This is a genomic window from Spiroplasma endosymbiont of Halictus nicosiae (assembly GCF_978018445.1).
Genome location: NZ_OZ389573.1, coordinates 773,165 through 794,909, shown reverse-complemented (window position 1 = coordinate 794,909; position 21,745 = coordinate 773,165). Strand labels below are relative to the sequence as shown.

At 24.2% G+C, this 21,745-nt stretch carries 24 protein-coding genes and 2 pseudogenes; 15 read left to right on the top strand and 11 right to left on the bottom strand.

Annotation, left to right across the window (positions count from 1 at the left end):
* Window positions 1-6 precede the first annotated feature (6 nt).
* The 5 genes from rsmB (at window position 7) to ACZ91P_RS05410 (ending at window position 5,796) form a co-directional block, all read left to right on the top strand.
* Window positions 7-1,170: a 16S rRNA (cytosine(967)-C(5))-methyltransferase RsmB gene (gene rsmB / locus ACZ91P_RS05430; protein WP_465158954.1), complete on the top strand. Its 1,164-nt coding sequence runs from the start codon at window positions 7-9 to the stop codon at window positions 1,168-1,170.
* A gap of 25 nt (window positions 1,171-1,195) precedes the next feature.
* Window positions 1,196-2,869, top strand: coding sequence for an arginine--tRNA ligase (gene argS, locus ACZ91P_RS05425; RefSeq protein ID WP_465158354.1), 1,674 nt, complete (start codon window positions 1,196-1,198; stop codon window positions 2,867-2,869).
* Between the two features lie 47 nt (window positions 2,870-2,916).
* On the top strand, window positions 2,917-4,431 hold the full coding sequence (locus ACZ91P_RS05420; protein WP_465158353.1) for a hypothetical protein: 1,515 nt from the start codon (window positions 2,917-2,919) through the stop codon (window positions 4,429-4,431).
* A gap of 93 nt (window positions 4,432-4,524) precedes the next feature.
* A complete protein-coding gene (locus ACZ91P_RS05415; RefSeq protein ID WP_465158352.1) occupies window positions 4,525-4,977 on the top strand; it encodes a type 1 periplasmic-binding domain-containing protein in 453 nt (150 codons plus the stop codon).
* A 159-nt stretch (window positions 4,978-5,136) separates the two neighbouring features.
* Window positions 5,137-5,796, top strand: coding sequence for a BMP family ABC transporter substrate-binding protein (locus tag ACZ91P_RS05410; protein WP_465158351.1), 660 nt, complete (start codon window positions 5,137-5,139; stop codon window positions 5,794-5,796).
* A gap of 152 nt (window positions 5,797-5,948) precedes the next feature.
* Here ACZ91P_RS05410 and ACZ91P_RS05405 read toward each other — a convergent pair.
* A pseudogene (locus ACZ91P_RS05405) lies at window positions 5,949-6,926 on the bottom strand (IS30 family transposase).
* Between the two features lie 1,139 nt (window positions 6,927-8,065).
* Between ACZ91P_RS05405 and ACZ91P_RS05400 the strand changes: the two are divergent.
* The 8 genes from ACZ91P_RS05400 (at window position 8,066) to ACZ91P_RS05365 (ending at window position 12,790) form a co-directional block, all read left to right on the top strand.
* Window positions 8,066-8,350, top strand: coding sequence for a hypothetical protein (locus ACZ91P_RS05400; protein ID WP_465158350.1), 285 nt, complete (start codon window positions 8,066-8,068; stop codon window positions 8,348-8,350).
* A 62-nt stretch (window positions 8,351-8,412) separates the two neighbouring features.
* Window positions 8,413-9,177: a hypothetical protein gene (locus ACZ91P_RS05395; protein ID WP_465158349.1), complete on the top strand. Its 765-nt coding sequence runs from the start codon at window positions 8,413-8,415 to the stop codon at window positions 9,175-9,177.
* Between the two features lie 11 nt (window positions 9,178-9,188).
* Window positions 9,189-9,647 carry a hypothetical protein gene (locus tag ACZ91P_RS05390; RefSeq protein ID WP_465158348.1) on the top strand — a complete coding sequence of 153 codons (459 nt, stop codon included), beginning with the start codon at window positions 9,189-9,191 and terminating at the stop codon, window positions 9,645-9,647.
* A 1,081-nt stretch (window positions 9,648-10,728) separates the two neighbouring features.
* Window positions 10,729-11,013: a hypothetical protein gene (locus tag ACZ91P_RS05385; RefSeq protein ID WP_465155225.1), complete on the top strand. Its 285-nt coding sequence runs from the start codon at window positions 10,729-10,731 to the stop codon at window positions 11,011-11,013.
* Entirely contained in the window at window positions 10,968-11,459 is a 492-nt protein-coding gene (locus ACZ91P_RS05380) for a hypothetical protein (RefSeq protein ID WP_465155223.1), read from the top strand. The genes ACZ91P_RS05385 and ACZ91P_RS05380 overlap by 46 nt, the downstream gene beginning before the upstream one ends.
* Before the next feature lie 213 nt (window positions 11,460-11,672).
* Window positions 11,673-11,831 (top strand): hypothetical protein, encoded by a 159-nt coding sequence (locus tag ACZ91P_RS05375; RefSeq protein ID WP_338989005.1) that lies wholly within the window; start codon window positions 11,673-11,675, stop codon window positions 11,829-11,831.
* A gap of 11 nt (window positions 11,832-11,842) precedes the next feature.
* Entirely contained in the window at window positions 11,843-12,301 is a 459-nt protein-coding gene (locus ACZ91P_RS05370; RefSeq protein ID WP_465155221.1) for a hypothetical protein, read from the top strand.
* Window positions 12,302-12,319: 18 nt separating this feature from the next.
* Window positions 12,320-12,790 carry a hypothetical protein gene (locus tag ACZ91P_RS05365; protein ID WP_465158347.1) on the top strand — a complete coding sequence of 157 codons (471 nt, stop codon included), beginning with the start codon at window positions 12,320-12,322 and terminating at the stop codon, window positions 12,788-12,790.
* A gap of 154 nt (window positions 12,791-12,944) precedes the next feature.
* On the opposite strand, the pseudogene ACZ91P_RS05360 reads toward ACZ91P_RS05365, so the two are convergent.
* A pseudogene (locus tag ACZ91P_RS05360) lies at window positions 12,945-13,846 on the bottom strand (IS30 family transposase).
* Between the two features lie 78 nt (window positions 13,847-13,924).
* Here ACZ91P_RS05360 and ACZ91P_RS05355 point away from each other — a divergent pair.
* Together ACZ91P_RS05355 and ACZ91P_RS05350 are read left to right on the top strand one after the other, a co-directional pair.
* Window positions 13,925-14,917 carry a two-component regulator propeller domain-containing protein gene (locus ACZ91P_RS05355; protein WP_465158346.1) on the top strand — a complete coding sequence of 331 codons (993 nt, stop codon included), beginning with the start codon at window positions 13,925-13,927 and terminating at the stop codon, window positions 14,915-14,917.
* Window positions 14,918-15,029: 112 nt separating this feature from the next.
* Window positions 15,030-15,500 (top strand): spiroplasma phage ORF1-like family protein, encoded by a 471-nt coding sequence (locus tag ACZ91P_RS05350; protein ID WP_465158345.1) that lies wholly within the window; start codon window positions 15,030-15,032, stop codon window positions 15,498-15,500.
* A 7-nt stretch (window positions 15,501-15,507) separates the two neighbouring features.
* On the opposite strand, the gene ACZ91P_RS05345 is transcribed toward ACZ91P_RS05350, so the two are convergent.
* The 9 genes from ACZ91P_RS05345 to ACZ91P_RS05305 form a co-directional block, all read right to left on the bottom strand.
* Complete coding sequence (locus ACZ91P_RS05345) at window positions 15,508-17,808, bottom strand: spiroplasma phage ORF1-like family protein (protein ID WP_465158344.1); 2,301 nt, start codon at window positions 17,806-17,808, stop codon at window positions 15,508-15,510.
* Window positions 17,801-18,109, bottom strand: a complete 309-nt coding sequence (locus ACZ91P_RS05340; RefSeq protein WP_465158342.1) for a hypothetical protein — start codon at window positions 18,107-18,109, stop codon at window positions 17,801-17,803. The genes ACZ91P_RS05345 and ACZ91P_RS05340 overlap by 8 nt, the downstream gene beginning before the upstream one ends.
* Before the next feature lie 10 nt (window positions 18,110-18,119).
* Complete coding sequence (locus tag ACZ91P_RS05335) at window positions 18,120-18,356, bottom strand: hypothetical protein (protein ID WP_004028554.1); 237 nt, start codon at window positions 18,354-18,356, stop codon at window positions 18,120-18,122.
* 18 nt (window positions 18,357-18,374) lie between these two features.
* Entirely contained in the window at window positions 18,375-18,809 is a 435-nt protein-coding gene (locus ACZ91P_RS05330) for a hypothetical protein (protein ID WP_465158341.1), read from the bottom strand.
* Entirely contained in the window at window positions 18,802-19,815 is a 1,014-nt protein-coding gene (locus ACZ91P_RS05325) for a hypothetical protein (RefSeq protein WP_465158340.1), read from the bottom strand. Before ACZ91P_RS05325 ends, ACZ91P_RS05330 begins: the two co-directional genes overlap by 8 nt.
* A gap of 351 nt (window positions 19,816-20,166) precedes the next feature.
* A complete protein-coding gene (locus tag ACZ91P_RS05320) occupies window positions 20,167-20,370 on the bottom strand; it encodes a DUF2649 family protein (protein WP_465158339.1) in 204 nt (67 codons plus the stop codon).
* A gap of 152 nt (window positions 20,371-20,522) precedes the next feature.
* Complete coding sequence (locus ACZ91P_RS05315) at window positions 20,523-20,960, bottom strand: DUF3627 domain-containing protein (RefSeq protein WP_465158338.1); 438 nt, start codon at window positions 20,958-20,960, stop codon at window positions 20,523-20,525.
* 308 nt (window positions 20,961-21,268) lie between these two features.
* The gene (locus ACZ91P_RS05310) at window positions 21,269-21,487 is read right to left on the bottom strand and encodes a hypothetical protein (RefSeq protein WP_465158337.1); all 219 of its coding nucleotides are present in this window, start codon (window positions 21,485-21,487) and stop codon (window positions 21,269-21,271) included.
* Window positions 21,487-21,636, bottom strand: coding sequence for a hypothetical protein (locus tag ACZ91P_RS05305; protein WP_465158336.1), 150 nt, complete (start codon window positions 21,634-21,636; stop codon window positions 21,487-21,489). The genes ACZ91P_RS05310 and ACZ91P_RS05305 overlap by 1 nt, the downstream gene beginning before the upstream one ends.
* Between the last annotated feature and the right edge of the window lie 109 nt (window positions 21,637-21,745).

Genomic DNA, 21,745 nt, shown 5'->3' with positions numbered 1-21,745 from the left:
TATTTTTTACAAAATAAAAAGCACTTTATTTTTTCAATAAAGTGCTACATTTGCATTTACAATTTACAATCCAAAAAAACTAATCAAAAATTACAAGTTTTATTATGAATGAGTATTTATCAATTTCGTTTTTTAGATCGTATCCCTAATTATGCAATTGTTAATAAAGCTGTTAATATTAGTAAAAATCTAAATCCAAAGTATGCTGGTTTTATTAATGCTACGTTAAAAAAGATTTTTGCCAGTAAAGATGAGATTTTTGAAATTAAGATTGCTGATGAAACAAAAAAATTAAGTATTAAATATAGTTTTCCATCATCATTATATTTAATTCTTCGTAATAAATATAGTGAAGATATTGCTCAGCAAGTAATGGTTGATAGTTTAACAATTCCAAAACTTTCATTTCGCGTTAATACCCTAAAAATTAGTCGAGATGAATTATTAGTTCAATATTCAAATTATAATTTAACAAAAAGTTTAGTATCTTCTGTGGGTGTAATTGCCGATAAACCAATTGTTAATTCAGAAATGTTTAAAAAAGATTTAATTTTTATTCAAGATGAAATGAGTATGCGCATTGCAGAAGTATTAAATCCGCAAGAAACTGATCGCGTGTTAGATATGTGCAGTGCACCGGGTGGCAAAACAACACATTTAAGTCAAATCATGAACAACAAAGGGATTATTGATGCATATGATATTAGTGAAAAGAAGATTAATTTAATTAAAATGAATGCTAGTCGATTAGGAATTACGAATATTTATCCACATTTATTAGAAGCTAGAAAAATTAATCCTGAAATTCAATATGATAAAATTCTTTGTGATGCCCCCTGCAGTGGTTTAGGGGTAATTAAACGAAAACCAGAAATTAAATATCATACTTTGACTAATCAAGAATTAGCAAATTTAGTTGAGATTCAAGAACAATTATTAGAGAAAGCTTATCAATTGTTAAAGCCAGGTGGAATTTTGGTTTATTCTATTTGTACTTTTGGTGGATATGAAAATACTGTTCAAATCCGCAATTTTTTAGCAAAACATCCGGATTTAAAAATTATTGTAACAGAACAAATTTTTGGTTATGAAAATAATACTGATGGATTTTATTATTGTAAAATTAAAAAAAAGATAAGTAATTATAAAAACTATGTAAAATATATATAAATAAAAGAAGAAAGGAACCACAATTATGAATACGAATGTTAAATTAATTGAAAATCTGTTAGAAGAGTACTTAAAGGCAAATAATTTAACAACACCAGTGATGGTTGAAAAACCACGTCAAGAAGGATTTGGTCATTTATCAACCAATTTGGCTTTGTTACTAGAAAAAAAATTAAAAAAGGCACCAAATAAAATTGCTGAAGAAGTTATTGCTTTTATTGAAAAAAATAATAAATCATATTTTAAAAAGATTGAAATTGCTGGTGCGGGATTTATTAATTTTACCTTAGCTGTTGATCAGTTACATCAAGTTATTAATGAGGTTTTAAAACGAGAAGAAAAATATGGATATTCAGCTCCAAAGAATTTTACTTATAATTTAGAAATTGTTTCAGCTAATCCAACGGGATTTTTACATATTGGTCATGCTCGGAATGGTGCCATTGGTGATAGTGTTGCTCGGATTTTGCGAGCAGCTGGTTATCATGTTCAAACTGAATATTATGTTAATGATGCTGGTAATCAAATAAATACTTTAGCAGTGACGGTTTTTGTTAGTTATTTAAATTTATTGGGTAAAAAAACCGAATTACCTCCTGATGCATATCGTGGCGATATGTATGATTATGTTGCAAAATATTTTGTTGACAATTATCAAGATAAATTTATTAATTTAACTTTTGAAAAGGATTATAAAATTAGTGATCCAAAGGTACATGAAATGTTTCGCAAAAAATCAGTTGATTTATTTTTAGATATTATTAAAAAGCAATTAAAATTATTTCGAGTTGATATTGAATATTATTCTTCTGAAGCTGTAATGTACGAGGGAGGAAAAATTGATGCAACATTAGCCCAATATGCCAAATTGGGAAAAACTTATGAACAAGATGGTGCATTATGATTAAAAACAACTGACTTTGGTGATGATAAAGATCGTGTTTTAGTTAAATCAAATGGTGATTTAACTTATATTACTCCTGATTTAGCATCACATAATGAACGTTTAATGCGAAGCAAAGCAGATAAATTGGTTAATTTTTGAGGTGGTGATCATCACGGTTATATTGTGCGAATGTTAGCGGGGTTACAGTTATTAGGGTATAAAAAAGACATTTTAGATATTGATATGATTCAAATGGTACGGTTAATTAAAGAGGGTGTTGAATATAAAATGAGTAAACGAAAAGGAACAGCAGTTTGATTAATTGACTTAATAGAAGAAATTGGAGTTGACCCAATTCGTTATATGTTAGCTTCAAAAAGTGCTCAAAGTCATATGGACTTAGATATTGGTATTTTAAAAGAGCATTCTTCAAAAAACCCTGTTTATTATGCACAATATGCAACAGCGCGTTGTAATAGCGTGCTAAAACAAGCCAAAATGAGCAAAATTAATATTACGGATGTTAAAACCTTTGAATTATTAACGTCACAAAAAGAATTAGACCTTTTAAATGAGATTGATTTATTTAATCGTTGCATTGAAGGAGCAGCAAAATTACGTCAACCACATCTTGTTTGTGATTATGTGCAAAATATTGCGCGGCAATTCCATTCATATTATAATGAATCAAAAGTTATTAATTTAGATAACTTAGAATTAACAAAACAGCGTTTAGTATTTATTAAAGTAATTTATCAAGTTTTATCAAATGCCTTTAATTTATTAGGGGTTAATGTTATTGAACAGATGTAATTATTTAGGTTATGTTATAATTTATAAGACAGAAAGAGGGTGCAGATGTGTTACAAAATAATTGAGGTGTTTTTTTATTTAATCCATTAATGTTATTATTGTTATTTGTTCTTTACATATTAATTTTAATAAAAAACATTAAAATTAAACATACTAGTCAGAAGGCATTCTTTATTCAAACGTTTTTATATTGATTTGCATTATCATCAATTATTGGTGATAATTTTGAGTTTCGTGTTTTATTCTTTGCCGCATCAATTAATAATATGGAAGGAATTGCCATTATTGCAGCAACTTCCCTTTCTCTTTATGCTTTTTTGGCGATGATTCCTTATGTATTTTTACATAAGTTTTTTTCTCGTATTGGTTGACATTTTTTTCAATATACAATGCTTGGAATATCAATGCTTGGAATTTTTATTTTAATTGTTTATCCTTCCGCACCAACATTAATTATCGCGGCAATTTTTCTTGGTTTTGGAATTATTACAAAGGCTAGTTATTTTTTATCATATAATGAAGCATATGGCCGTAAGTTTTTTCCATTTAAAACAATTAGTTTAGTAGCGCCATTAATGACATTTGCACTTATTTTTGGCAGTGAGTTTAATAATATTGTTATTACAGTAGGAAGTAATTTAACTAATCAGTTGCAAATAGGAATTATTGGAATTGGTGCAATAATTGCTATTGCGGGTGCAACCATTTTATATGCTTTATTTTCACATAAAGAATTTAAATCAACATCATTTACGATTGAACAGCAAAAAATGTTTGAACCATTTAAATGAGGAAAAGTATTAATTATCTTTTTTATGGTAATTTTAATTATTATTTTAAAAGAAGTGTCTCAATCAAATATTTATCTTTGATTGTTAGGCCAACGCACATGAGAAAAATACCATGATGTTTGAAAAGTCAACCAATTTGTTCGTTTAAATGAACAATTATTCCTAATTCCACAATTTTTTGGTGCTTATTTAGCTTGTCATTTACTGTATAATAAAATTGGTGTTAAATATTGCTTTGGGTTAGGGTTATTACTATGATTTATTTTTTTTAGTATTACTGCATTTAATCATTCGCCAGAAGCTTACTTAGCATTGCAAGTTATTAATGGATTATCTTTTGCTATGTGTTTTAATATTTTGTTTGCTATGACGTGTGAATGAAAATATCGTTCACCAGCAAATAAACCGATTGTAGCACAATTTCAATTATTATGATTTGGGTTAGAATTCATTATTAAATTTGTTGATGATGTGATGCGTGATAAAAAGGTTGGTATATTTAAAGAATATGTTTATGGTCAACAATATATTCCCCCTGATAGTTTTGCGATTCAAATTGATAATATTACAACAATTATTTCAACAATTTGTGCCACAATTGTTTTACTTTTATTGTTAATATTTTATTATACTTCAGACCTAATTTTAGCTGAATATCGTAATCATTTACGTTTATTAGTTCCGAAAGTTAATCTATTATTACGCGAAAGTTTTATTAGTCGTGTTAAATTAAATATTAATTCTGAAACAAATAACAAGGAAAAAACTTAAATAAAATAATTGTTGTTTTAATAAAAGAATATTTTTAGTATTTTTTTAAATTATGGTTAAAGGAGATTAGAATGAAAAAAAATTAAGATTTTAATGGCACTACAAATAGGCACTACTTCTGCTAGTTTTTTAATATCTTGTGTTAAAAAATACCAATATATGTATGATATTTGGGTAATTACTATTGGTGGGTCAATTAATGATAAATCTTATATTCAATCAGCGTGAGAAGGAGCAAGCAAATATATCGTGTCACAATTTACCCAAGTTTTATCAATGACACAATGACAAGATAGTCCATTGCGAGCTAGCTATTTTGAACCAAATGGTATTAGACCAGGTGAATTTAAAGCAGATTATATTACAGCTAGTATTGCTGGGGCAAAGACGCTAATTTTACCTGGTTTTAGTCATGCCAATACCATTGGTTGAGCAGCAAACTTAGTGGATAATTTTATTTTTATTGATGGTAGTGGTCAGAATGTCCATAAAAATATGGACCCATATGGTCCGTTAGCTGATAATATTGTCGGAATTTTATTTTAAAAAGAAATTGCTGGTTTTTTAGCGGGTCTTGTTACAGCAATATGACTTAATTTGCATCAAACAGAATTTTAACAACAGTTAAATATTGCAACTTATGGAGGAATGGATAATCCAGTTGGTGTTTCAAATTATTTATAAGAATTTTTATTATCAGCGGATGTGTTTAATGAAATTATTAAGACTGATATTAGATATCCTAATTTACATCAATTGATAACAGATATTTTAGCAATAATTAAAGACATAAACCCCAAAATTAATAATTTATTATCAATAAGAAAAGTTCAAGAAGTATTAAATGACAATGAATCATGGTTTTCACAATCATTTAATCAAGGAGAAGGAAAAGTGATTTCTGATTATTTAATTAATAAAAAAGCAAGTATTATTTTTCCTGTTGCAGGACCACAAACCCAAGATACAATTGACCGAATTAAATATAATAAAACGAAAACAAAAGTTGTTGGAGTTGATACAGCACAATCTCAAATATATGGTGATGAATATATTATTACTAGTGGGTTATTAAATATTGCACAAGCAACAGAAGATGCTTTATTTAATATCTATTCACCAACTTGTAGTTATAATAATGTAACTAAACAATGAGATAATAAGCAACTTGATTCTTGTTGAATTAATACTGACCAATCTTCAAAAACAAATTCAAATTGATTAGGGATTGAAAAAACAAATCCGATTGATGATAGTATTATTAATTATATTAATAACGATGCAAAGATTACTAAATTAACAACAACAATTGGGATTATTTATAATCAAATTAAACAAGAGCACTTTACTGATTGTAAATTGTAAATGCAAATGTAGCACTTTATTTGATTTTATTATAAGACTAATAAAATAAATGTTCAATATAATTTATTTTAAAAAAATTTATTAGTTTTGTTTTAAATTTATGAATTTTGGCACACTGAAAAAAATGATTAAAATTTTTATAGGTAATTATATTAAAAATTAAACATTTGTATAAAAACTTCTTTTGAAGATAGTCAATGTAAAGATTTTTTAAGTTTAGAATTTATTATATTAGCAATTTCTTGATAATAATTTCTTGAATAAATACTTAAATCAGTTCCTTTTAAAAATCAATGTCTAAAATCACGGATTGCTCTTTCAACTTTGGGTTTTTGTGTTGGAGTTCCAGCATCACAAAAATATACTTTAGCAGTTGTTATTTTTTCAATTTTTTCTCAATCAGCAAATTCTTTGCCTTGATCTGTTATTATTCCTTTACATCTATCTTTTAAAAATCTGTTAGAAAAAATTCGTTCTACTGCGTTTGTAACTTCTTTTGTTGTTTTTTCTTTTAATGCTTCAATAATTTTAAATTGGGTTAATTCTTCGATTAAAACTAAACAAACACTATTGTTTTTGCCAACCATAGTATCTATTTGATATCAACCAAATTCATATTTATAATGTTTTGTTTCTTCAATAGTTCTAAAATTTCTTATTTTTCCACGGTTATCAATTCTATTTTTTGTTTTATATTTTCTACCATGAAAATACAAATTATATTTCTTGAAATTTAAAAATCCCAAATGAATATATTTATATAAAGTTTTAAAAGATACTGGAAATTTAATACCAAATTCTTTTTCATATTTTTTACAAATTTGTTCTGGTGAATCATGAAATTTGTTATATTTTTCATCTAATCATTCTAAAATATTTAACAATAATGATGATTTTTTAAAACATTTTTATCGTTTTTATAAATAATCTTCGTATGCTAATTTAGCATCATATTCATTATCTTTTAATCTTTTTATTTCTAGTCTAATTGTATTGCGATTTTTATGCAATATTTTTGCTATTTTAGATATATTGGGTTGACCATTTTTTCTTTTTAATGAATCAAGTTCTAATAAATCTTTTAACATTACTCTTTCTTTAAAAGTAAAATGATGTTTTGTTTTATTCATTCTAAAAAATCCTTTCTTTTATATACAAAGTTAATTATATAGTTTTTTGAGGTTTTGGGCGAGCGATTGATTTTCTTAAATTTTTGTGATAAAATAACTTACAAGTTAAAAAAGTTTTGAGATTCTTTCAAACAAATTTGGGAACCTTTATAAAATTCTTCGCTTAACGCTTAGAATTTTTCCCAAGTATTTTGAAAAGTGCGGCAAAAATTTTTTTAAACTGTAAATTGTAAATGCAAATGTAGCACTTTATTGAAAAAAATAAAGTGCTTTTTATTTTATAAAAAAAACTTATATTTATTGGATTAATCGTTAGATAGTATATTTTACACTTAATAAAATATGTTTTTTCAGAAAAATCCATCCTTTCTTTTCTTAAAAAATTTTGAATAATTGTTTTATTTAGTTGTTAGTTAATTGTTAAATATAATTACTAAAAAATATATTTAATAAACAAAGAATTAAAAAAGATAATTAGATAAAAAAATAAAGATACTATCTAACGATTAATCCAAAATTCAATCTTTAAAACTTAATATTTTTTGATGCTTAAAGATGGATAACTCATCTATGGCACGAAGCCTTAAAGAAAGTGTGAAAGCGATTGGATTTACTACTCCTATTTATTTCTTTAATTCTCGGCAAGATTAATCACTTGCGAAATGTCAGAGCATGTGTTTTTTGGCTTGTTTTCATAAAAAGAGTGTTGTTAAACCGAAAAAAACAATATCGGACACTAAAAAACAAGAGGGTTGGAACTCCAAAAGGTTATTTTCTTTATATAAAGTTGTGTAGGAATGGATGAAGCGTAATTAATAACTGGGTAAACTGTTTTTTGTTTATTTCCGTATGGGGGTAAACTCTATCAAAATATCCTATCCGCCCCCGTCCACCTTCAAAGTGGAGCGGGTGGCGAAGTAATTAAATATTAAAATAAATTATTTACTAAATATCAAAATATTAACCAATAAAGGAATATTATGTTTTTTTACAGAAAGGAAAATATTTGATGAAAAAATGAAATAAAAAAATTAAAAATAAATTACAAGAATTAATGATACAAGCTTATCTGGCAACAGTAAATGATATTAATGGTGAAATTTGAACAACAAATAAAAAGAATTAAGGAGTATAGATAAATGACAGAATATAAAAGTAAATATATTAATAAAACTTGAAATGAAATAACAACATCATTTGATTGAGTTAATTGTCAACCTATTAATTGTCGTATTTCACATCATAAAAAGCATTATTATTTGCAATGTTTAGAATGAGTCAAAATGTACTTAAATTTATTTAAAGACAAGTGAGATGTTATTGTTTCATATACGCAATATTATAAAATTAACGATATTTTAGATTTAGCATTTGATGGATGAAAAATATTACAAATTGATAAAAAAATAAAACAAATAAATTAAAATATATTATTGCAATTGACCCTGCTGGAATTGAACAAACTGGTATTATTATTTATAATGTTTTGCAAAAGAAAATAATTAATAATATTACTTTTAATTCCAAAAATGAAGAAGAAGCAATAAATAATATGTATTTAATATTAAATGAGTTTAAAAATAAAATTTGTTCTTATTTAAATAAAGTTATTGTAATAATTGAAGATTATCAACTTCATAAGGGTTGTTTAAAAATAAAAAATCCATTATCTACTCCTAAATTTATTGGTGGTTTAAAAGTTTTATGCAAATATCTATTTAATTTAAAATATATTTTACAATCACCAGTCATTAAGAAAAATTATATTTATAAAGGAAATATTAAAATGTCAGAGCACGAACACAATGCTTGAAAACATTTACAGTATTTTTTAGCAAAAGGAGTTGAAAAAATGGCACAAACAAAAAGTAATTTACCTAAAAAATCAATAACTAATAAACCTAAAATAAAAAATAAAAAAGTTAATAAGTTAGAATTAACTGTTAGATTACATGAAAATCCGATTAAAACTAAGATTAAGGCACTGGTTGCTGGTGGTGTTGAAGTTGATGCTTGTTCGGCTAAATGTCAGTGAGAAGGATTAAATTACTCAACATTATCAATTTATAATCCGTCAGTTGTATCTGCTTTTTTGAAATTAAAAAAAGATGATGAGATAAAAATTAAAGGCTCAGTATTTAATCAGTTAAATATAAAAACTAAACGCTATTTTTTGTCTTTTAGAGTAGATAGTTTTGAAATTATACAAAAAGCGATTAGAAAAAGAACAAATACAAATATTAAAAAATAGGAGGAAAAACAATGGCATTAAAAAATGTAAAATATGTTCTTATTAATGAAAATAGTGAACCTATTAAAAATGAAGATGGTAGTTTAGATATTAAAACTGCTGAAATTATTTTAGAAAATACTGCTGAAGTTGAAGAATTTAATGCAATTAATTTAGAAAATAGTAATCAGCAAATCAACGAACTACAAACAAAAAATACTGAATTAACTTCACAAATTGAACAACAAACAATTCAATTAAAACAAATTGAAGTAATTGACTTTATTAATTCTTTAACTGATAATGAAGAATTTAAAAATGTTTTATTAAAGTCTTATGATATTACTGATGATATTGAAATCATTAAAGCACAATTGCAGAGTGTTTATGATGAATTAATTAAGGTACAAACAGTTAATACTGGTGGCGTACCAAAAGTAGAAAACAAAGAAAACAATATTTTAGATACAGACAATGTATTTAATAAATAGAAAGAAGGAAGTAAATTATGGCACAAAACCCACAAAGAATTTTCGGAGATATTGCTAATCAAGCAACAAAACGAGATCGAGAAACATTTGAACAATAATATTTACAAACTTATCAACAAAAATTTAGTTAAGAAGCATTATTTGCGTGAAAAGATGCAAGTAAATTTAGTTTAGCATATAAAAGAAAGAAAAATATTAAATATAATGAAGGTTCTGGTAAAGATGGGAAAGTATTTAATAATGAGGCGTCCTGTACGGTGAACCGGCAAAAAACAACTCTTGTGAGATTGTTTTTTTATTTTTATATTAAAAAACATAAATTTATTTGCATTATTCATCGGATAGTATCTTTAAATTTAGAACTTTTATCATAAAAAACAGATTAAATTCTGTTTTCCCTACACAAAATAAACGATATTTTTATAAATCCTTTCAATAAAGGTATTATCCGATGAATAATGCGGCACTTAAAATTTAATATTTTGATGCTTAAAGATGAATAACTCATCTATGGCACGAAGCCTTAAAGAAAGTGTGAAAGCGATTGGATTTACTACTCCTATTTATTTCTTTAATTCTCGGCAAGATTAATCACTTGCGAAATGTCAGAGCGCGTGTTTTTTGCTTGTTTTCATAAAAAGAGTGCTGTTAAACCGAAAAAAATAATATCGGACACTAAAAAAACAAGAGGGTTGGAACTCCAAAAGGTTATTTTCTTTATATAAAGTTGTGTAGGGATGGATGAAGCGTAATTAATAACTGGGTAAACTGTTTCTTTGTTTATTTCCGTATGGGGGTAAACTCTATCAAAATATCTTATCCCGCCCCCGCTCACCTTCAAAGTGAAGCGGGCGGCGAAGTAATTAAATACTAAAATAAATTATTTACTAAATATCAAAATATTAACCAATAAAGGAATATTATGTTTTTTTACAGAAAGGAAAATATTTGATGAAAAAATGAAATAAAAAAATTAAAAATAAATTACAAGAATTAATGATACGAGCTTATCTAGTAACGGTAAATGATATTAATGATGAAATTTGAGCAACAAATAAAAATAATTAAGGAGTATAGATAAATGACAGAATATAAAAGTTTGTATATTAATAAAACTTGAAATAAAATAACAACGTCATTTGATTGAGTTAATTGTCAGCCTGTTAATTGTCGTATTTCACATCATAAAAAGCATTATGATTTGCAATGTTTAGAATGAGCCAAAATGTACTTAATTTTATTTGAAAACAATTGAGATGTAATTGCTTCTTATATGCAACATTACAAAATTAACGATATTTTAGATTTAGCATCAGATGGATGAAAAATATTACAAATTGACAAAAAAATAAAACAAATAAATTAAAATATATTATTGCAATTGACCCTGCTGGAATTGGACAAACTGGTATGATTATTTATAATGTTTTGCAAAAGAAAATAATTAATAATATTACTTTTAATTCTAAAAATGAAGAAGAAGCAATAAATAATATGTATTTAATATTAAATGAGTTTAAAAATAAAATTTGTTCTTATTTAAATAAAGTTATTGTAATAATTGAAGATTATCAACTTCATAAGGGTTTAAAAATAAAAAATCCATTATCTACTCCTAAATTTATTGGTGGTTTAAAAGTTTTATGTAAATATCTACTTAATTTAAATTATGTTTTACAATCGCCAGTTGTTAAGAAAAATTATATTTATAAAGGAAATATTAAAATGACAGAGCACGAACACGATGCTTGAAAACATTTACAATATTTTATAACAGAAGGAGTTGATAAAAATGGCACAAATAAAAAGTAATTTACTTAAAAAATCAATAACTAATAAATTTAAAATAAAAAAGTTAATAAATTAGAATTAACTGTTAGATTACATGAAAACCCAATTAAAACTAAAATTAAGGCACTGGTTGCTGGGGGTGTTGAAGTTGATGCTTGTTCTGCTAAATGTCAGTGAGAAGGATTAAATTACTCAACATTATCAATTTATAATCCGTCAGTTGTATCTGCTTTTTTGAAATTAAAAAAAGATGATGAGATAAAAATTAAAGGCTCAGTATTTAATCAGTTAAATATAAAAACTAAACGCTATTTTTTGTCTTTTAGAGTAGATAGTTTTGAAATTATACAAAAAGCGATTAGAAAAAGAACAAATACAAATATTAAAAAATAGGAGGAAAAACAATGGCATTAAAAAATGCAAAATATGTTCTTATAAATGAAAATAATGAACCTATTAAAAATGAAGATGGTAGTTTAGATATTAAAACTGCTGAAATTATTTTAGAAAATACTGTTGAAGTTGAAGAATTTAATGCAAGTAATTTAGAAAATAGTAATCAACAAATCAATGAACTACAAACAAAAAATACTGAATTAACTTCACAAATTGAAGAACAAACAATTCAATTAAAACAAATTGAAGTAATTGATTTTATTAATTCTTTAACTGATAATGAAGATTTTAAAAATGTTTTATTAAAATCTTATGATATTACTGATGATATTGAAATCATTAAAGCACAATTGCAGAGTGTTTATGATGAATTAATTAAGGTACAAACAGTTAATACTGGTGGCGTACCAAAATCAGAAAATAAAGAAAACAATATTTTAGATACAGACAATGTATTTAATAAATAAGAAAGAAGGTATAAAATTATGGCACAAAATCCACAAAGAATATTCGGTGATATTGTTAATCAAGCAACACAAAAAGATTGTGAATCATTTGACCAATGATATTTACAAACTTATCAACAAAAATTTAGCTGAGAGGCATTATTTGCGTGAAAAGAAGCAAATAAGTTTGGTTTAACATATAAAAGAAAGAAAAATATTAAATATAATGAAGGTATAGGAAAAGATGGAAAAGTATTTAATACTGATGACAGTCTTTTAAACTACACTGAAGTAAAGTTTGAAGATGGAACAGTTGAATTAGATACAATTTTAACTTTTGCTCGTAAATTAGACCCCGTAGAAAGTGATTTTAATCCCAATCTTTGGGCGGCTGATATTGAGCAAGCAATGGATACTGAAGTTGCTTATAAACGCAATAAAATTTTAGAAATTATTAATAAAGGAACTGTTACAACTATTCAAGGTGTATACTGTAAAACTAAACGATAAAAAGTTAAAAAAATTATAACAAATTAAAAATAAAAATCAATAATTACAAAAAATAACAAAATAAAAATATTGTTTTTAATATTTATTTTCAAAATTATAAAATTAAACACAAAAAAATAAAGTTTACTAATCTTATACAAACAATAAATTTAATTTAATTTAAAAAAATTTTTTTAAAATATTGTCTTGATGTAAAATTTCCCAAGCAAGGTCTAATTGTAGTATTTAATATATCTAAAATAGATTTTAATCTACTACGAATATTAATTAATGGTTCATTTTGACCTAATCAACGCCTTATATCTCTATTTATTCTTTCTACTAATGCTTTCTGACGAGGTTTACCAGCATCACAAAAATAAACTCTTATTTTAAAATGTTTTTCTATTGTTTTTCATCTATAAAATTCTTTTCCTCTATCGGTTAAAATACAACTAAATTTGCTAATACCAATTTGTTTAATCATTTTCATTAAAATTATTAATACAATACTTGCCTTTTTACTAAATAAAATATGATAAAAAAGTATCTTTGATTTACGATTTACTAAAACTAACAAATGAAAATTACCACAATTAATAGTATCCATTTCTCAAATTCCACTAAAACTTAAATCATCTCCATAATTATTTAAAAATTGCTTATAATCTCTAATATTAATTAATTTTCCACGATTATCATTTTTTTCACCATTTATTGTTTTTCTTTTTTTATTTTTAAAATATAACATTTCTTTTTTTAAATTAAAATAACCTAATCTAATATATTTATACATTGTTTTAAAACATACACCAAATTTTACATTATATTGTAATTCATACGAAGTAATAATATTTTGTGGCGAACGACCAAAATTATTATATTCATTCGAAAAATAACTTAGTTCTTGTGAATTTAACATTGAATATTTACGACATTGTTTTTTCTTTTTATCGTGTATTTTTTGTGCTTTTGTAACATTATAATCATTAATATTATCAAATATATTTAATTCTTCTCAAATAATTTTTCCAAATTTACTCTTTCATTAATATCTAATCTTTCATATTTTTTCACACTTTACCTCCTAAAATATTAAAATATGTTATAATTTATATAAATTAATTATAGCATTTTAAGTAAGGAGATAAAAATATGAAAAAGATACTTATCATTTTAGGAACGATTGGATTAACAGCAACAAGTACAACATCATTAATTAGTTGTGAAAAACTAAATAACAATGAAAATGGGGGGAGTAATAAACCAGAACCACCATATAATCCAGTTGAACTAGAAGATATTAAAAATTTAAAAAAAATAACTGATATTAGTGAATGAGTTAACAATATTACTGTTGATAGTAAAAACAACATTTATTTTGGTACACATAAGGGTGTTTATAAGTTGACTGCTGGTTCAGACACACCAACCAAAATTGACGGTATTAGTGAAAGGATTTTGTCAATAGTTGTTGATAAAATGGATAATATTTATATTGGTACTATTCAAAAAGGTCTATATAAGTTGATTGCTGGTTCAGACACACCAATTAAAATAAATGTAATAGATATTTTTAGTGTTCAAGTTATTACTGTTGATAGTAAAAATAATATTTACTTTGCTACATTTGATAGTATGTATAAATTATCTGCTAGTTCAGATACACCGATTAAAATCGCTGATATAAGTGATTATTTTTATTCGATTGCAGTTGATAAAAATAACAATGTTTACCTTGGAACAATAGGTGGTGTTTATATATTAAAGCAAGGTGCAAACACAGCAACTAAATTAAGTGTGGAAAGTAACAGTAACAGCAGAGTAATTTCAGATAATGTTATTTGAGATATTATTGTTGACAGTAAAAATAATATTTACTTTGGAACAAATGATGGAGTATTTGTTTTGAAACAGGGAAAAACAACAGCAACTCAAATTAATTCAATATCGACAACTTCAGCAGCGGTTGATAGTAAAAATAATATTTACTTTGCTACATTTGATAGTATGTATAAATTATCTGCTAGTTCAGATACACCGATTAAAATCGCTGATGTCAGTAAGTTAAATTTTTCTGGTATTTTTATTGATAGCAAAAACAATATTTATTTGAACACATATCTTGGAATATTTATTTTAAAGTAAATGTAAAATTTAGGACACTAAAATAAATTATTTTCAATATAAGAAAAACAAGTATTATTGACAGTAAAAACAATCCTACAAAGAGTTTATCAAATAAAGGAGATTATAAAAAATGAAAAAATGACTGAGTATTTTAGGAACAATCGGATTAATAGCAACAAGCACAGCAACATTAATTAGTTGTGAAAAACCAAATAACAATGAAAACGGAGGGGATAATAAACCTGAACCTACACCAAAACCACAACAACCACCAGAAAATAGTAATTGAAAATTAGATAATAATCCAAATTTTATTAATTATAAAGTTGATAATAAATGATATATTGCAATTTTTAAAAATAATACAAAAAATTGATATATTATTAATTTTTTAAATAATAGTCAAAATGATAAAGTCTTAGGTAAATTTTCTTTTAATGGTGTTATTACAAATCTTTATTTATCTGACCTTAGAAATTATTTTAAAAATGGTGATGTGAAAACAGTTTATCGTTGAAATAATACTAATAAACCACAAACACCAACTATTGATAAAAATACAGGTAAAATTACAGATTGAAAAGAACAAAAGGACTTATAGTCCTTTTTTAAATCAATCGTACAAATTTCATAAATATAATTAATAAGAATAAATTAGTTATTGTACTATACAATGCGGGACTAAATTTTCATACTTCGAATGTTTGACTAAAAAAACTATATATTGTTTGAAATATTTTTCCAACACCACTCGCTAATTCGTTTACTTGTTTTATCCCGGGTATATTATTAACTATTCAAATTGCCGCATTTCTGATATGACACGCTAAATTATATCAACTACAACTTTCATATTGTGCTTGTCATCATTGACTATCAGGAAATAATCCACCATTGTTTATTTCTTGTCAGTTATAAATCCCAAAATTAAAATCATAATAACGATACATATCATTTTCTTTTTGGGCTTGTAATTCAAAGACATTATAACCGATTTTTTGTTCTTCCATTTTCTTATATTTTAAACCGTATTTTTCTTTTAAAGTATCGTCAAAAACATAACCCTCATTTTGATTAATATTATAATCATTTGAGACTGAAAAATCATAGTTAAATACATCTCCATAATTTGTGTTATAAAACCGATTTTTATAAGCAGAATACATCTTAAAATCTAATGATTTATATTTATCAGAAAAATAAAAATATCGTGGGTAAATTTTAAACCCATTATTGGCTAATAAACCATATTTTTTGTTATATCCCTGCGTATAAGTATTATTATCTAAATCAAACATTGTTCGTAAATAATCTTTATAAAAATTTTGCGAAACTATAAACATACTATTTAATAATTCTTTAAATTTATTATAAGAAACTAAAAACTTTTTCTTTTGTTCTTCAAATTCTTTTTTCTCTACTTCGGATTTTAAAACTTTTTTATTATTTTCAAATTTATAAATATAGTTATTATAGTCATCAAAAAATGTTATTGACTTTCCATTTTCATCTAAAATAACATCTTTAAAATTTTCTAATTTTAAACCAAAAAAATTAATTAAAACAGTATTGTATTGTAAATTATCAATATAACCACTTTCAATAAAATTACTACGATTTTGAAATACAGGTACCAAAGCGTGTGCAAAAAATGCTTTTAAAAATTTATTAATATCAATTTGTCCTTTCATTTTTTCATAATATTTAATATTTCCATTTTCTAAATATGAATTAGTATTTCCTTCAAAATTAAATATATAATCTTTTTCCTTCATAAAAGTAAACAAAAAACTTAATTTATCTTTTTGATTTTTAACTGGTTCATAAAGATATTTTCAGTTATGGAATAATTCCAAACTACCAGCAATAATATTTTTCTTTTCATCAATCGTTAAAATCATACGATAAATTGATTTAAAACTATTTCTTGCTAAACTTTCATCAATAATTTCAAAATCAAATATTATTCGTTGTGTTCCAACAATAGAACTCTCATAATCAGGATTTCCACCTTGTTGAACTCGAATATTTTCTTTAATTACTTCATCAATAATTTCATCAAATAAATTTGCTTCACTACCAACTTCTCAATCTGTAATTTTACCTGTATTTTTATCAATAGTTGGTGTTTGTGGTTTATTAGTATTATTTCAAGAATAAACTGTTTTCACATCACCATTTTTAAAATAATTTCTAAGGTCAGATAAATAAAGATTTTTAATAACACCATCAAAATAAAATTTACCTAAGACTTTATCATTTTGACTATTATTTAAAAAATTAATAATATATCAATTTTTTGTATTATTTTTAAAAATTGCAATATATCATTTATTATCAACTTTATAATTAATAAAATTTGGATTATTATCTAATTTTCAATTATCTTCATTAAATTTTACTTGTTCTAAATTTTTAATAACATTTTCAAATTTAAACAAAGAATCTATATCACGATACTTAATAAAATATGTATACATAAAATTTGTTAACTCTTTTAAGAAAAATTTTTTATCAACATAATAAAACCGATCTAACCGATACTGTTTAACATAATTATCTCAATTTCGATATAACTCTAAAAATTTATCACTAGGTTTATCATAAGAAACACCAGTTGAATAACTATCCTTTAAAAAATCTAAGTATCATTTATCATTATAAGTTAATGATTTTGATGTTTTTAAAGTAGGATTAATAAAATAATTAGTATCACTTCAATTTTCAAAAAAAGTACTGCGTAAAAACATTGTATTAATAAAATCAGTTTCATTCATTCCTATTGTTTGTTGATTAACAGTATAAGTTTGTTGTGATTGATGGTTTTGTTGTAATGTCATCGCCTCTAATGAGAAAAAAGAAATCAATAAAATTGGTACAAACGAAAATAATACTAAAAACTTACGCATTATTTTTTACCAACTTATTTTTACGATGTTCTTTTATTAATTTGATAATTTCATTAAATAAATAACCATAGAAATAACGGATTATTAAAATATCTCATAATATATCAAATCATAAACCATAAAATATATAACCATTTATACCAACATATTTCTCTTTTAATTCATCAATCGTTGAAACTGTATCTAAAATACATACAAACGCTAATAAACAACTAATAATAAAATATAAAATTAAATCAACCCAAGAAATAAATAAACCATTTTGTTTCTTTTCTTTTTTATTTTCTACATTACTTTTCATAAATTTACTCCTAACTATATAATGTTTTTGAAATAATAAAACCAATAATATATAAACTTGATATTGTTAACATTAATGGATGACTAAATAAAATCGCCATTTTACCAAAAATAGATAACAACCAAGTATCAGAATTATATAAATCCATAATAATATTTTTTGCTGATGTCAACTGATTAATAATAACTGTAATAAAACCAGTTCCAAATATAGCGATTGCCGCTACCAATAAAACTAACTTAATCATATAAAATCAACTCCTTACTTATTTTTTTATTCTTTTAGTGGTATGAATTCTTTTAAAACCTAATTCTCTTGTTTTTGCTTGTCTTGCTAAACTTGATAACTGTTGTTTATTGCGACTAACTTTAAATTGTTTTCGTTCTTTAATATGTTTTTGTAAACCTTGTTTAGTACTAGAAACACCGCGAACAGTAGCACCGTATAGTTTAGAACTATTAATAACACCACTTTTAACTGTTGAACCTAAATCGTTATAATTAGTTGATGTTCCGTGAATTGCATAAATTGATAACTTAATAACCATAAAAAAGATTAAAAAATAAGCAATCGTTATATTTGTCATTGGTAATTTAGTATTTCAAATCACATCAAAAACAAATAAAAAAGTATCAAAAATAAAACTAAAAATCTTATTTCAATTATCGTTATTAACACTTTCACTTAATAAATTACTCATCTTTTTTATTTCCTTTCATTTTTTTTGCTTTTAAATTTTCTTTCAAAATATCAATATCAAACAATTCTAAGCGTTGTTTATTATTTAATTTTGATATATCTTTTCAAAAATATTCTTTTTTATTAACAACTTCATCATTTTTTAAATCACGGACAAAACTTAATCAATGACTATCGTATTTATTTGCAAATTCAAGCGGAATAATTATCTTAAAAAACCGAATTCCTAATCCAACATCCGACTTATGTTTTGCTCGTTTACCTTCGGCTGTACGTTCTACTGATTTTGTTTTTCAAATTTCATAATCTGTAATATCTTGGAAAATGCCAATTCGCATAACAAAACTACGATTAAAAATATTACCTAATTTAGATTTAACGGGTTTTTTCAATGAAATCGGAATAATAATACCACTTGCTAAATGACGAATATTATTTCACATCATTCCCTCACGCTGTACGGTAAAAATCGCTCTATTTTTAAAATGTCTTGCTAAAACAATCCACACACTTTTACCACCATGAACTTTTTTAACTTCGTGGGGACTAGTTCCATCAATATATAAAAAACTTTCATCAAACAAAATTAAACTATTGTCAGGAGGGACTAATTTAGTTCTATCAGTAAAATCTAAGTTATTAAAAGTTAAAAGTTTTATTGCATTATCTTCGATTGGATAATTACTATAAATTTTCTTCGTTAAAAGTTTCATAACTTGTGATAAAAAGGTTAAAAGTAATGTTTTACCAGTTCCTAATTTACCAATAATTACGGATAATGGATTATCTCAAATAAAGTAAACTAAACGAAAAACATTTAACTGATAAAAAACATTTTTTCAAACTCACCAAACAAAATATACACATTGTAAAGCAAATAATAGTCAAAATACTAAACCAGTATAATTTAATGAAATTATTCAAAGTAATAAATCAATTAAACTAAACAAAACCATTGAACCACTAATATAACAAAAATTTATTAGAAAAAATACAAACTTTTTCATTTTACCTCCAATAGTTATTTATAATTAAACTAGTATTATTATGGTTTTCTCTCCCCACAAATCAAAAAGGAAAGTGATAAAAATTAAAAAAATTTTAAAAATAATTTCAATATTATTGCCTATTATTGGAATTATAAACTTTTTAATTAATCCTATCGGAAAATTAATTACTACAATTAATTTTGTAGAATGAATATTTAAAAATATTAGTCAAATAAATGCAAAAGAAATATTTTTTACAACATTTTTTATATTAAAAATTACTGCATTCATAATGAAAATATATATTAATTCAAAAAAAGATTTTAAAATTTTGTGGGGAGAGAAAACCATAATAATAACAAAATTTAATTATTTAAAATAACTAATTATTTTAAAAACCATTCACAATAAAAACCACGTTAAAAATAAAATAACAATTCAAACACCAACCATCAAGGTTAAATATTCATTTTGCGTTAAATTTCAAGTTGTAATATTTTCAATATTTGTTTTATCTATAAACAAAAAGACATGAATAAAAAACTCTTTTAATTTTTCTCAATCATTTTGCATATTTAAAAACTCCACATTTTTTGAATAAGTTTAAAAAACATTCCAAAAAATAAAATGATAAATAACACAAACGATATAACATATAAAAATTCAGGGGCATTTGAACCAATAATATAACTAACAAATTGAACTCAATAGTCATATAAACTCATTTAATTTAAACCTTCTAAATCATTGATTAATTGTTGCACTTTTTCATCACTTCAATTTGTTAAATTATTGTTATTATTTATTTTTACTTTTTTAGGTTCATTTTGAAATAATGCTTTATGCATAAGAATAAAATAGTTTTGTTTATATTTATTATACAAATCAATTATTTCTGTTCCAGTTAAACATTTTCAATCGTGTTGTTTTAAGTTTTCATCATATTTCACAATACGATAAGAATTATCATAAATTAAACCGATTGCTACTTGTTCTGAATGTTTTTGACTAGGATAAATAAACTTATTACTCAATCAAAAACCAATATGGCGATTATGATTAGGTAAATTTATAAAACTTGCTTTATCTGTTTCAAAAGGTATAAGTTCCTTAGAAATAAAATAATTTGCTATATTTTGATTTTTCTTATAAAAATTACTCAATTTTATCAACTCCTAACTAAATATTTGTTTAATAAATAATGTTATATTTAATGTTTATATATTGCTTATTTATTGATAAAAACACTGATTATTAACAATGTTATACATAATGCTAATATATTGTTTATTTAATGTTTAATAAACAATGTTATTAACAATGTTAAAAATATAAAATAATAAAAATTGGCACACTGAAAAATACTATTAAGTTTTAAAGTAATAGTTATTTAAAATAAATTAATAAAAAATAAATAAACTAGTGTGCCTTAGTTTTTGTTAAAATACTTTGAATATAGAGTAATATACTCTTAAAATCCTTTAACCATATGACGGAAAAAGTTTAATATCTTAATGATAATAAATAATCCAAATGGAATTAAAATAATTCACGCATCACCTAAAAAGGTCATTAATTGCGGTAAAATACCATATACAGCATCTTTTACTTTACCCATTGCATTACCTAAACCAGTTCAAATGGAATTCATTCCAGTCCCAAAAGTAACTACATCTGCTAAAAAATTCATTATTTTCTATCCTCCTTTTTTTCAAGTTCTTTTTTTTCTTTTTTCTTACCTTGAATTTGTTTAACTTTTTGATAAATTGATAAACCAATTCATGCAAAAATTCCTAACAAAATCAAAATACTAAATATTCATGTTAACCATACTGGCATGATATAACTCCTTTCAATAAATTAAAAAATTGAAATTTGTAAACTCGCTCCGCTCGTTGTCGCCTTACTCCATTAAAAACATTATTGAATAAATTATCTGCTAATAAAT